The organism is Promicromonospora sp. NPDC050262 (assembly GCF_040655935.1).
Lineage (GTDB): Bacteria > Actinomycetota > Actinomycetes > Actinomycetales > Cellulomonadaceae > Promicromonospora.
Genome location: NZ_JBFAKX010000002.1, coordinates 40365 through 53071, shown reverse-complemented (window position 1 = coordinate 53071; position 12707 = coordinate 40365). Strand labels below are relative to the sequence as shown.

The following is a 12707-nucleotide window of genomic DNA, read 5'->3' as shown; positions in this document are numbered from 1 at the left end:
CCCTCCGACGCGGGTTCCGACGCCGGTTCCGGCACCGGCTCCGGCACCGAGATCGACTGGAAGGGCATGTACGCCGGTGCGGACAGCGCGGGCACGCTGTTCGAGCGCATGGAGATGGAGCTCCTGGAGCTCGCCCCGGACCGCGCCGTCGGGCGCATCCCGGTGAAGGGCAACACCCAGCCCGCGGGCCTGCTGCACGGGGGTGCCTCCGTGGTGCTCGCCGAGACCCTCGGCTCGCTCGCCGCGCAGGCGCACGCCGGACCGGGCAAGAAGACGGTGGGCATCGAGGTGAGCGCCACGCACCACCGGGGCGCGCGCGAGGGCTACGTCACGGGGACGGCGACGGCGATCCACCTGGGCCGGTCGACGGCGTCCTACGAGATCGTGATCACCGACGACGCCGGCAAGCGGGTGTGCACGGCACGCCTCACCTGCATGATCCTCGGGTGAGTGCGCCCGGGCCGGGCTGGCTCAGCCGGCCTTCGCCGGGTGGCGGCGCGACGGTGCGCCGCCACCCACCGCGCGCATGTCGATGGGCCCGGACTCCATGACGGAGCGGGCACGACGGCGGCGGGCGATGAGGTCCTCGATGCCGCCGCGGGCGAACCGCCGGCCGTGCGCGCCGTCGCGAGCCGTGGCCTCGGCGGCGAGACGGCGCTGCAGCGCGGCGACGGACGCCACGCGGTGCCCCGCGGCCGGGGCGAACCCGAGCCGGGCGAGAAAGCGCTGGACGCCCCGGTTGCCGGGCACGGGCGCGGAGTAGATGTCGTGGCACTCGTGCTCGGCCGCGAGGTCGGCGGCGGCGCGCAGCAGCGCGTGCCCCACACCGTGGCGGCGGGCCTGCGGCGCGACGAACAGCATGTCCAGGTAGAGGCTGGCGCTCTCCGCGAAGAGGTACGCCGCCACGACCCGGCCGAGGACGACACCGACGACCTGGCCGTCCTGCTCCGCGACCAGCACGTGGCCGCCCGCCGCCAGCAGCACGCTGAGATGCTCCAGCAGCCGGTCGGCCTCCTGGGCGCCGAGCTGGGCCCCGGTGGGCGAGTCGTCGCGCGCGGTGGCGGCCAGCGCCGCGACGGCGGGCAGGTCGGCCTCGCGCGCGAGGTGGATGTCCAGCACGGTGCGCACGCTCATCTCCTCCCGGGTGTCCGAGGCCCGGACGTCACGTCCGGCTCCGCGCAGACACTAGTCCCGACCGGGCGGGCAGAAAACAGGCAGTCCTGAATTTCACCCGCTCCGGGACGACGGGTCCGGATCGTGCGTTCCACCGCTCGCTCAGGCCCCGACCTGCTCGATGACGGCGTCGGCGACCTCGCGCATCGTGAGGCGGCGGTCCATCGACGTCTTCTGGATCCAGCGGAACGACTCCGGCTCCGACAGGCCCATCTTGGTCATGAGCAGGCCCTTGGCGCGGTCCACGCGCTTGCGGGTCTCGAAGCGCTCGGTCAGGTCGGCGACCTCGGCCTCCAGCGCGCCGATCTGCGAGTACCGCGAGATCGCGATCTCCACGGCAGGCAACAGGTCGGCCGGGGTGAACGGCTTGACCACGTAGGCCATGGCGCCGGCGTCACGCGCGCGCTCGACGAGCTCCGTCTGCGAGAACGCCGTGAGCAGCACCACGGGTGCGGCGTGGGCCTTGCCGATGCGCTCGGCGGCGGAGATACCGTCCAGCTCGGGCATCTTGACGTCCATCACGACGACGTCGGGCTTGAGCTCGATGGCCAGGTTGACGGCCGTCTCGCCGTCACCCGCCTCACCCACGACGTCGAAACCCGCCTCGCGCAGGGTCTCCACCACGTCCATGCGGATGAGTGCCTCGTCCTCCGCCACGACGGCGCGACGGGAGGGGTTGGCGGGAGCTGCCTCGGGCTCGGCGTCGACCAGCGGGGGCAGATCCAGGGAAAGCTTCTCGGTGTTCTCGTCGGTCACGAAGGACATCCTACGTTGCGCACCTGGGCTTGGGACCCAGCCCGGCGGTGTGGTTCGATGTGCGCCGGGACATAGTTCGTGTCCTGGCAGGCCGGGTTGGCGGAACAGGCAGACGCGGCGCTCTCAAAAAGCGCTGCCCGCGAGGGCGTGTGGGTTCGAGTCCCACACCCGGCACCAGCAGGCTCAGTGCCCGTGGACGAGCTCCGGCGTCCGGGCCACCTCGTACCGCACGACCTCCAGCCCGAACTCCGCCAGGATCTCGGGCAGCAGCCGCACCACGTCGCGATCCTTCTCCCGGTTCGACTCGGGCAGCTCCGACCACGGCACGCCGATCATCGGGTGCACCCGGGCGGCGTCGTCCCGCACCGGGCCGCTGCGCCAGCCCTGGGCGACCCGCACGGACTCCCACAGCTCGTGCTCGGCCTCGGCGAGCCGGTCGAGCTCGGCGCCGTCGAACACGACGTCCGGGGCGCCGTCGCGCGGCGCGATCGTCGCGCCCATCCGCGACAGGCGCGCGGGCAGCCCGACCACCCAGCCGCGGTTGGACGCCCGCAGGTCGTCCGGCAGGTCCTCCCAGCGCACCATCGCGGGGACCTCGCCCCAGCCGACGCCGCGCTCGAGCTGGTTGCGCAGGTACACGTGGTGCACGGAGCGCGCGATGCGCTCGTACATGTCGGCGTGCGCCCGGGCCTCGGCGCGCTCGACGTCGGCGAGCAGGTCGCGCGTGGTCACGGTCCGCAGCCGGCCGTCCAGGTTGTCGAGCACGCGCGACGCCTCGGTGCCGAACGCGCCCGTCAGGCCCGCCAGGCCGTCGAGCAGGAGCACGAGCGACCCGGGGCCGCCGTGCCACAGCCGAGTTGCCGTCAGCGCGACCCGCAGGGACACCCCGTCCGACGCGTGGCACACGTACACGGTGTCCGGGGCGGCGCCGCCCGTGCCGAGCACCGGCACCGCCCGCAGCTCGATCCGCTGGGCCACGGGCGACCAGCGCGCCCGCAGCTCGCCGGCCACGTGGTCGGCGTCGTCCGCCGTCAGGTCCACGACCAGCCGCAGCCCGTCCCCCGCGAGCTCCCACTCCCGGGCCAGCCCCACCACGAGGGCCTTGGCGAACTCGCCCGAGCCGACCACCACCAGGTGGGTCACGAGAGCCGGACCGCCCGGGGCGTCCAGGATGCGCCGCACCTCGCGGACGGCGAGGGCCTGCGCGGCGATCACGTCCAGCGTGAAGAAGTCCACGCCGGGCTCGGCGCAGCTCAGGTGCCGCGCCTGCAGCGCCACACCGAGGTCGGGGTCGCTGACGTGGGCATACAGCCGCTCGGGGCCGCCGCCGGCGCGGCGGACCGCTGCCTCCGCCTCGGCGACGGTGAGCACGTTCGCGGTCGCGTCGGTGGTGTCGTCGCCGCAGGCGTACAGGACGGTCGCGCCGGTCAGGCCGACGCCGGGCAGGCCCGCGGCGTCCGGGGTGCGCAGCACCCGGTGCCCGGCCGCCTCCAGCGCGGCGGTGACGGTGTCGGCGGCGTCGGTCTCCCCGACGACGATCGCGTGGCCGCGGGCGCGCCGCTCCCTGAACCGGCGGATCTCGCCGGTGAACAGGGCGCGCGCCGCCTCGAACAGGGCGTAGACGGCGGTGCCGGGGGCGAGGAACCGCGCGACCTGGAGCTGCCAGGACAGCGGGCCGCCGTCGCTCGCGGGGTCGGCGCCCATCACGAAGAGCTGCAGGTCGTGGTAGACGACGTCGTACCAGGTGCGGCCCGGCACGTGCGTGGTGTCGAGGATCAGGCCCCAGCAGCCGAGGCCGAGCGAGACCACGACGAGGGCGGCGAAGCCGATGCGGGACCAGGGGAAGGAGGCGCGGTTCACGCCCGGAACAATAGCGACATCTCCCCCAACTTGAACCGCGGGAGTGAGAACGACGACGCCGAGTCAGCGTCCTGGTCCGCCTCTTGCCGGGTGACACCCGGGAGCGGTCGGACCAGGACGCTGACTCGGCGTCGTGGTTCTCGTCGTTCTACGTGTGACGTCAGCCCTTGCTGCGGCCGTCCGTGTGCGAGCCGATGCGGTGCACCAGGATCGAGTTGGTCGTACCCGGCACGCCGACCGGCGCACCCGAGACCACCACGACCGTGTCGCCCTTCTCGGCCAGGCCCTGGTCCTGCAGGGTCAGGTCCACCTGGGCGACCATGGCGTCGACCGTGTCGACCTTGGGCACGAGGTACTCGGAGGTACCCCACGTCAGGGCGAGGGTGTTCGCGACGTCCTGCTCCGGGGTGAACGCGAGCAGCGGGATGGACGAGCGCAGGCGGGACATCCGGCGCGCGGAGTCGCCCGACTGCGTGAACGTGACGAGGTACTTGACCCCGAGCGTCTCGCCGATCTCGGCGGCGGCGCGCGTGATGGCGCCACCGCGGGTGTGCGGCGTGGAGCCGAGCGGCGCGATGCGCTCCCGGCCCGCCTCCTCCGTGGCCTCGATGATCCGGGCCATGGTCTGCACCGTGATGATCGGGTAGTCGCCCACCGAGGTCTCGCCCGAGAGCATGACCGCGTCGGCGCCGTCGAGCACCGCGTTGGCGCAGTCGGACGCCTCGGCGCGCGTCGGCGTGGGCGAGGTGGTCATCGACTCGAGCACCTGCGTGGCGACGATGACCGGCTTGGCGTTGCGCCGCGCCATCTCGACGATGCGCTTCTGCACGAGCGGCACCTGCTCCAGCGGCATCTCGACCGCGAGGTCACCACGCGCCACCATGACGCCGTCGAACGCCGCGATGACCTCGGCGAGGTTCTCCACGGCCTGCGGCTTCTCGATCTTGGCGATGACGGGGACCGTGCGGCCCTCCTCCTCCATCACGCGGCGGACGTCCTCGTAGTCCTTGGCGGACCGCACGAACGACAGCGCGATGAAGTCGGCACCGAGCTGGAGCGCCCAGCGCAGGTCCGACTCGTCCTTGTCGGACAGGGCCGGCACGGACACGGCGACGCCGGGCAGGTTGATGCCCTTGTTGTTCGAGACCGGTCCGGGGACCTCGACCTCGGTGACGACGCGCGGGCCGTCGACGGCGGTGACGCGCACGCGCACCTTGCCGTCGTCGATCAGCAGCGGGTCGCCCACCTGGGCGTCCTGGGCCAGACCCTTGTGGGTGGTCGAGACGATCTCACGGTTGCCGAGGATGTCCTCGGTCGTGATGGTGAACGTGTCGCCCTTGTTCAAGAAATGCTTTTCGTCTCCCGCGAACCGGCCGAGCCGGATCTTGGGTCCCTGCAGGTCGACCAGTACGGCGACCGACTTTCCTGCCGCCTTCGCGGCCTCTCGCACGTTGCGGTAAACCGCCGCATGAGCCTCCTGCTCGCCGTGGCTGCGGTTGATCCGCGCCACGTTCATGCCGGCGTCAACGAGCTCCCGGAGTTTTTCCGGGCTCTCCGTGGCGGGTCCGATGGTGCACACGATCTTGGCTCTGCGCATGTCTCCAGCCTAGGCATGGTGGGCGCCTCGGCGCCCTGTGGGGGTGTACAACTCCCGGACGGGTTCTCGGGTCACGATCGCAGAGCGAGCGTGCGCGGGCGCACCGGGGCGGGCAGCTCGGTGCTGCCCTGGAGGTAGGTGTCGGCCGCGGCGGCCGCGGCGCGGCCCTCGGCGATCGCCCACACGATGAGGGACTGTCCACGGCCGGCGTCGCCGGCGACGAACACGCCCGGCAGGCTCGCGGCGTAGTCGTCGCCACGCGCCACCAGGCCGCGCTCGGTGACCTCGATGCCGGTCTGCTCCTCGAGCACACCGGTCTCGGGGCCGGTGAAGCCCATGGCGACGAGCACCAGGTCCGCGGGGATCTCGCGCTCGGTGCCCGGCGTGGCCGCGCGGCGGCCGTCGGGCAGGTACTGGGTCTCCGCGACCTTGAGGGCCCTGACGGACCCGGCGGCGGCCCCGGACTCGTGCGCCACAAACTCGACCGTGGAGGCCAGGTAGGTGCGCTCGCCGCCCTCCTCGTGCGAGGTTGAGACCTCGAACAGGATCGGGTCGGTGGGCCACGGCTGGTGCGCCGGGCGCTCGACCGGCGGCTTCTTGCCGATGGCGAGCGTGGTGACGCTGGCGGCGCCCTGGCGCAGCGCGGTGCCGAGGCAGTCCGACCCGGTGTCGCCGCCGCCGATGATGACGACGTGCTTGCCGGCCGCCGTCGGCGCGCCCTCGGGCAGGTCGTCGGGCGTACCGGCCGCGACCGCCTTGTTGGCGGGCGTCAGGTAGTCCATCGCGTAGTGGATGCCTGCCAGGTCCCGCCCCGGCAGGGGCAGCTCGCGCGGCACGGTGGCGCCCGTGGCGACCACGACGGCGTCGAACCGGCGGCGCAGGGCGTCCCAGCTGATGTCCTCGCCGATCGTCACGCCGGCGCGGAAGCGGGTGCCCTCGGCCTCCATCTGCGCCAGACGGCGGTCGATGTGCAGCTTCTCGAGCTTGAAGTCCGGGATGCCGTAGCGCAGCAGGCCGCCGATGGCGTCGTCCCGCTCGTAGACGACCACGGTGTGGCCGGCGCGCGTGAGCTGCTGCGCGGCGGCCAGGCCCGCGGGGCCCGAGCCGACGACGGCCACCGTGGAACCGGTGAGCCGCTCCGGGACGTGCGGCGTGACCAGGCCGCGCGCGAACGCCTCGTCGATGATCGAGACCTCGACGTTCTTGATCGTCACCGCGGGCTGGTTGATGCTCAGCACGCAGGACGACTCGCACGGCGCCGGGCACACCCGCCCGGTGAACTCCGGGAAGTTGTTCGTGGCGTGCAGGCGGTCGATCGCGTCGGCCCACTGGCCGCGCCAGACCAGGTCGTTCCAGTCGGGGATCAGGTTGCCCAGCGGGCAGCCCTGGTGGCAGAACGGCACGCCGCAGTCCATGCAGCGCCCGGCCTGCTCCTTCAGGAACGCCTGCCCCTCCTCGCGGTGCGCGTGCGTGTCCTTCCAGTCACGCAGCCGCACCTCGACGGGCCGGTTCGGCGGGAGCTCCCGCTCCCGGACCTTCAGAAATCCTCGGGGGTCAGCCACGTGCCACCTCCATGATCTGGTTCCACACGGACGGGTCCCACTGGGTCTTGCCCGAGATGTCGGTGCCGTCGGCCTCGGCCTCGGCGAGGGCGAGGCGCACGCGCGCCCAGCCCGGGGGCAGCAGCCGGCTGAACCGGCCCCGCGCGGCGGCGGGGTCCGCCAGCAGCTCGGCCGCGATGGTCGAGCCGGTCTCGGCCAGGTGCCGCTCCAGGAGCCCCTGCACGGTCTCCCAGTCGGCGTCGTCCAGGACGCCGACGGCGAGCTCGCCCGCCTCCAGCGCCGCCTGGTTGACGCGGGAGACCCGCAGGTCCAGGAAGAACGCGGTGCCGCCGGACATGCCGGCGCCGACGTTGCGGCCCGTGGGGCCGAGCACCAGCACGGTGCCGCCGGTCATGTACTCGCAGGCGTGGTCGCCCACGCCCTCGGCGATCAGCGTCGCGCCGGAGTTGCGCACCCCGAACCGCTCCCCCACGCGTCCGCGCAGGTACACCTCGCCGGAGGTGGCGCCGTAGCCGATGACGTTGCCCGCGATGACGTTGGCGCCGTCGAGCACCGAGGCACGGTCGGGCCGCACCGCCACGCGGCCGCCCGACAGGCCCTTGCCGACGTAGTCGTTGGCGTCGCCGAACAGGCGCAGCGTGATGCCGCGCGGCAGGAAGGCGCCGAGCGACTGGCCGGCGGACCCGGTCAGCGTCACCTCGATCGTGTCGTCGGGCAGGCCCGCGCCCCGGTACCGCTTGGTCACCTCGTGGCCGAGCATGGTGCCGACCGTGCGGTTGACGTTGCGCACCGGCAGCTCGATCTTGACGGCCTCCCCGCGCTCCAGCGCCGGGGCGGCGGCCGCGATGAGCTGGTTGTCCAGCGCCCGCGCGAGGCCGTGGTCCTGCACCCGGGTGTGGCGCAGCGACGAGCCCTCCTTGAGCTGCGGCCGGGCGAGCACCGGCGTCAGGTCGAGGCCCTGCGCCTTCCAGTGGTCGACCGCCTTGCGGGTGTCGAGCACCTGCACCTGGCCCACGGCCTCCTCGAGGCTGCGGAACCCGAGCGCCGCGAGGTGCTCGCGCACCTCCTGGGCGATGAACTCGAAGAAGTTCACGACGAACTCCGGCTTGCCGGTGAACCGGCTGCGCAGCTCGGGGTTCTGCGTGGCGACGCCGACGGGACACGTGTCCAGGTGACAGACGCGCATCATGACGCAGCCCGAGACCACCATCGGCGCCGTCGCGAAGCCGAACTCCTCGGCACCGAGCAGCGCCGCGACGATGACGTCGCGACCCGTCTTCATCTGGCCGTCGACCTGCACCACGATGCGGTCGCGCAGGTCGTTGAGCACGAGCGTCTGCTGGGTCTCGGCCAGGCCGATCTCCCAGGGCGTGCCGGCGTGCTTGAGCGACGTGAGCGGCGAGGCGCCCGTACCGCCGTCGTGCCCCGAGATGAGGACGACGTCCGCGTGCGCCTTGGACACACCCGTGGCCACGGTGCCCACGCCGAACTCGCTGACCAGCTTCACGTGCACGCGCGCCGACGGGTTGGCGTTCTTCGCGTCGTGGATGAGCTGGGCCAGGTCCTCGATCGAGTAGATGTCGTGGTGCGGCGGCGGCGAGATGAGGCCGACGCCGGGGGTCGAGTGCCGGGTGGCGGCGACCCACGGGTACACCTTGTTCCCGGGCAGCTGGCCACCCTCGCCGGGCTTGGCGCCCTGGGCGAGCTTGAGCTGGATGTCGGTGGCCTGCGTGAGGTACTCCGACGTCACGCCGAACCGGCCCGACGCGATCTGCTTGACGCGCGAGCGGCGCTCGTCGTCGTACAGGCGCTCCGGGTCCTCGCCGCCCTCGCCCGTGTTGGAGCGGCCGCCGAGGCGGTTCATCGCGATCGCCAGGGTCTCGTGCGCCTCGGCCGAGATCGAGCCGTAGGACATGGCGCCCGTGTTGAACAGCCTGACGATCTCGCTGACCGGCTGGACCTCGTCGATCGGCACCGGCTCGCGGTCGGGGCTGAAGCGCAGCAGGCCGCGCAAGGTCATGAGGCGGTTCGACTGCTCGTCGACGCGCCGCGTGTACTGCCGGAAGATGTCCATCCGGCCGGACCGCGTGGCGTGCTGCAGGCGGAACACCGTCTCGGGGTCGAACAGGTGGTCCTCGCCGTCGCGGCGCCACTGGTACTCGCCGCCCGTGGTGAGGCGCTCGCCCGGCTTCTTGTTGCCCGACGGCGGGTAGGCCTCGGCGTGCCGCGCCGCGACCTCGGCCGCGATGACGTCCAGGCCGATGCCACCGAGCCGCGAGGTGGTGCCGGTGAAGTAGTCCTCGACCAGGTCGTGGGACAGACCCACGGCCTCGAAGATCTGGGCGCCGCGGTAGGACATGATCGTGGAGATGCCCATCTTGGACATCACCTTGAGCACGCCCTTGCCGAGGGCCTTGATGAGGTTGGCGACCGCCTGCTCCGGCGTGACGTCCAGGTACCCGCGGCGGGCGAGGTCCTCGACCGTCTCCATCGCGAGGTAGGGGTTCACGGCGGCCGCGCCGTAGCCGATGAGCAGCGCGACGTGGTGCACCTCGCGCACGTCGCCGGCCTCGACCACGAGGGAGACCCGGTTGCGGGTGTGCTTGCGCACCAGGTGGTGGTGCACGGCGCTGGTCAGGAGCAGCGACGGGATCGGGGCGAGCTCGGAGTTGGCGTCGCGGTCCGAGAGCACGAGGAAGCTCGCGCCCTCCTCCACGTACCGGTCGACGTCGGCGAAGATCGCCTCCAGCCGGGCCAGCAGCGCGCCGCCGCCGCCCGAGACGTCGTACAGGCCCTGGATCGTCTCGGCCTGGAACAGGCCCTCCAGCTCGCGGTCGCGCTCGACGTGCACGACCTTGGCGAGCTGGTCGTTGTCCAGCACCGGGAAGCCCAGCACGAGCTTGCGCGCGTGCTCCGGCAGGTCCTCCAGGAGGTTGGGCTCCGGCCCGATGGCGCTGCCGATCGCCGTGACCAGCTCCTCGCGGATCGCGTCCAGCGGCGGGTTGGTCACCTGCGCGAACATCTGCGTGAAGTAGTCGAACAGCAGCCGCGGCCGCTGCGAGAGCACCGCGACGGGCGTGTCGGAGCCCATGGCGCCGAGCGGCTCACCGCCGGTGGTCGCCATCGGCGACAGGATGATCTTGAGCTCTTCCTCGGTGTACCCGAAGGCCCGCTGGCGACGACGCACCGAGGCCGGGCTGTGCGCCACGTGCTCGCGGTCGGGCAGCTCGTCGAGGTAGACCGAGTGCTCGCGGATCCAGTCCCCGTAGGGGTGCATCGACCCGAGGCCGGACTTGATCTCCTCGTCCTCGACGATCCGGCCGGAGCCGGTGTCCACGAGGAACATCTTGCCGGGCTCCAGGCGGCCCTTGCGGACCACGGTGGCGGGGTCGATGTCGAGCACGCCGGCCTCGGAGGCCAGCACGACCAGGCCGTCCTCGGTGACCCACCAGCGCCCGGGGCGCAGGCCGTTGCGGTCGAGCACGGCGCCGATCAGGGTGCCGTCGGTGAACGTGAGGGAGGCGGGGCCGTCCCACGGCTCGATGAGGTTCGCGTTGTACTGGTAGAAGGAGCGCAGCGCGGGGTCCATGCCCGCGTTGTTCTCCCAGGCCTCCGGCACCATCATCAGCACGGAGTGCGGCAGGGACCGCCCCGACAGGTGCAGCAGCTCGAGCACCTCGTCGAAGCTCGCCGAGTCGCTCGCACCGGGCGAGCAGACGGGCTGGAGCGGCGCGAGGTCGCCGAGCAGGTCGGACTCCATGGTGCCCTCGCGCGCCGCGACCCAGTTGCGGTTACCGCGCACGGTGTTGATCTCGCCGTTGTGGGCCAGCAGCCGGAACGGCTGGGCCAGCGGCCACGACGGGAACGTGTTGGTGGAGAACCGCGAGTGGACCAGTGCGAGCTCGGTGGCGTACCGCGGGTCCGACAGGTCGGGGAAGAACGGCTCGAGCTGCGCCGTCGTCAGCATGCCCTTGTACGTCAGGGTGCGGGCGCTGAGCGAGGCGAAGTACAGCCCGACCTCGTTCTCCGCCCGCTTGCGCAGGCGGTAGCAGCGGCGGTCCAGGTCGATCCCGGACAGGCTCCGCGAGGGGTCGGCCACCACGATCTGACGGAACACCGGCATCGAGGCGCGCGCCGTCGGGCCCACGATCCCGGCGTCGACCGGGACGTCGCGCCACGCGAGCACGTCGAGCTTCTCCTCGGCGGCCAGGGACTCGACGCGGCGCACCATGGCGTCGCGCTCGGCCTCGTCGGTCGGCAGGAACGCCGTACCGATCGCGTACATCCCGGCGGGCGGCAGGTCGACCCCCACGACGTCACGGACGAACGCGTCGGGGATCTGGGTGAGGATGCCGGCGCCGTCGCCGCTGTCCTCCTCCGCTCCCACCGCGCCGCGGTGGTCGAGGTTCAGCAGGGCGGTCAGCCCGGCATCGACGATGTCGCGCCCGGGCGTGCCACGCAGGGTCGCCACGAAGGCGACGCCGCACGCGTCATGCTCGGCTGCGGGGTCGTACAGGCCGCCTTCAAACGTCTGCGTGGGCAGCCCAACCCTCTGTGTCGGCAACGGCTTGGTCATGGGTCCTCACAGGCACCCGGCCGTAGCCGGGCGCAGTTCCTTGCGGTGGTCCGGGACGACGGCGGCCCGGTCGGTCAGGGGGCTCGTCGTCCGGTGGTCCCGGCGGTCGTGCCCCTCAGGTGCGCACGGAGGCGTCCGCGTCGGACTCCTCCTGTGCAGCTGTCTTTACTTCCTCCGGCTCGGCCGCGGCCTCGCCGGTCCCTTCGACTCCTGGGTCAGGCTCCGGCTCGGCCCGTGGGCCCGCCGGCGGTTCGTCGTCCTCTGGTCGCAGCCGCACCGACTCTTCCCTGGTGGGGAACCTTCGAGCCAGCACGATCGAGACCACCAGGGCCGCAAGGCCCAGCAGGATCGAGGTCCAGACGTTGAGGCGGAGCCCCAGCACCTGCTCCGCATCGTCGATGCGGAGCATCTCGATCCAGACCCGTCCGAGAGTGTAGAGCAGGACGTACGCCCAGAATACCCGCCCATGACCCAACCTGAACCGACGGTCGAGAAACAGCAGAACTCCGGCCATCAGGAGATTCCACAGGAGTTCGTACAGGAAGGTCGGGTGGAAGAGCGTGCCCTCGGGGTACGCCACGCCCGTGGCCGGGTTGGACACCAGGTACTCGGCGTCGATGTGCAGGCCCCAGGGCAGCTCCGTGGGCCGTCCGTACAGCTCCTGGTTGAACCAGTTGCCGAGGCGGCCGACGGCCTGCGCGATCAGCAGGCCCGGCGCCACGGCGTCGGCGAACGACGACAGCCGCACACCCTGCCTGCGGCAGCCGATCCAGGCACCCACGGCGCCGAGCGCCACGGCGCCCCAGATGCCGAGACCGCCCTCCCAGACGTAGAGCGCCTTGACGGGGTCGCCCCCGCCCGCGAAGTTCTCGCCGAAGTACCGGTCGGGCGACGAGAGCACGTGGTAGATCCGGCCCCCGACGATGCCGAACGGCACCGCCCAGAAGGTGATCTCCAGGACGTCGTCCGGGCTGCCCCCGCGCGCCTTCCACCGCCTGGCGGTCAGCCAGACGGCGAGCACGATGCCCGCGAGGATCGCCAGCGCGTAGGCGCGCAGCGGGAAGATCCCGAGGTACCAGGTGTGCTGGGACGGGCTGGGGATCTGGGTGGCGGCGGGAGCTCCGGGGAGCGCGGCGGACAACGCGGCAGGCAGCTCGACGGTCAGAGCGGCCGGCAGTGCGGT

General features: G+C 72.4%; 8 protein-coding genes and 1 tRNA gene. 2 read left to right on the top strand and 7 right to left on the bottom strand.

The genetic code is table 11. From position 1 onward, the window contains the following. Window positions 1–66: 66 nt before the first annotated feature. Window positions 67–450: a hotdog fold thioesterase gene (locus AB0I29_RS03700; protein WP_357478965.1), complete on the top strand. Its 384-nt coding sequence runs from the start codon at window positions 67–69 to the stop codon at window positions 448–450. Between the two features lie 21 nt (window positions 451–471). On the opposite strand, the gene AB0I29_RS03695 is transcribed toward AB0I29_RS03700, so the two are convergent. Next, on the bottom strand, window positions 472–1128 hold the full coding sequence (locus AB0I29_RS03695; RefSeq protein WP_285102342.1) for a GNAT family N-acetyltransferase: 657 nt from the start codon (window positions 1126–1128) through the stop codon (window positions 472–474). Window positions 1129–1275: 147 nt separating this feature from the next. After that, window positions 1276–1938, bottom strand: coding sequence for a response regulator (locus AB0I29_RS03690; protein WP_285102343.1), 663 nt, complete (start codon window positions 1936–1938; stop codon window positions 1276–1278). Window positions 1939–2019: 81 nt separating this feature from the next. Here AB0I29_RS03690 and AB0I29_RS03685 point away from each other — a divergent pair. Continuing rightward, window positions 2020–2106: transfer RNA gene (locus AB0I29_RS03685), tRNA-Leu, on the top strand. A 6-nt stretch (window positions 2107–2112) separates the two neighbouring features. On the opposite strand, the gene AB0I29_RS03680 is transcribed toward AB0I29_RS03685, so the two are convergent. From AB0I29_RS03680 to lgt, 5 genes are all read right to left on the bottom strand, one after another. Beyond that, window positions 2113–3789, bottom strand: a complete 1677-nt coding sequence (locus tag AB0I29_RS03680; RefSeq protein WP_285102344.1) for a RyR domain-containing protein — start codon at window positions 3787–3789, stop codon at window positions 2113–2115. 160 nt (window positions 3790–3949) lie between these two features. Further along, window positions 3950–5386: a pyruvate kinase gene (pyk, locus tag AB0I29_RS03675; RefSeq protein WP_285102345.1), complete on the bottom strand. Its 1437-nt coding sequence runs from the start codon at window positions 5384–5386 to the stop codon at window positions 3950–3952. A gap of 71 nt (window positions 5387–5457) precedes the next feature. Next, a complete protein-coding gene (locus tag AB0I29_RS03670; RefSeq protein WP_285102346.1) occupies window positions 5458–6948 on the bottom strand; it encodes a glutamate synthase subunit beta in 1491 nt (496 codons plus the stop codon). Then, window positions 6941–11524 (bottom strand): glutamate synthase large subunit, encoded by a 4584-nt coding sequence (gltB, locus tag AB0I29_RS03665; protein ID WP_357478210.1) that lies wholly within the window; start codon window positions 11522–11524, stop codon window positions 6941–6943. The genes AB0I29_RS03670 and gltB overlap by 8 nt, the downstream gene beginning before the upstream one ends. A gap of 115 nt (window positions 11525–11639) precedes the next feature. Continuing rightward, window positions 11640–12677, bottom strand: coding sequence for a prolipoprotein diacylglyceryl transferase (lgt, locus tag AB0I29_RS03660; RefSeq protein ID WP_285102483.1), 1038 nt, complete (start codon window positions 12675–12677; stop codon window positions 11640–11642). Window positions 12678–12707 lie beyond the last annotated feature (30 nt).

Excerpts from the sequence above, each read along its gene's own strand:
- AB0I29_RS03700 (WP_357478965.1), top strand. The coding sequence starts at position 67 with ATGTACGCCGGTGCGGACAGCGCGGGCACGCTGTTCGAGCGCATGGAG.
- AB0I29_RS03690 (WP_285102343.1), bottom strand. The coding sequence starts at position 1,938 with ATGTCCTTCGTGACCGACGAGAACACCGAGAAGCTTTCCCTGGATCTG.
- pyk (WP_285102345.1), bottom strand. The coding sequence starts at position 5,386 with ATGCGCAGAGCCAAGATCGTGTGCACCATCGGACCCGCCACGGAGAGC.
- gltB (WP_357478210.1), bottom strand. The coding sequence starts at position 11,524 with ATGACCAAGCCGTTGCCGACACAGAGGGTTGGGCTGCCCACGCAGACG.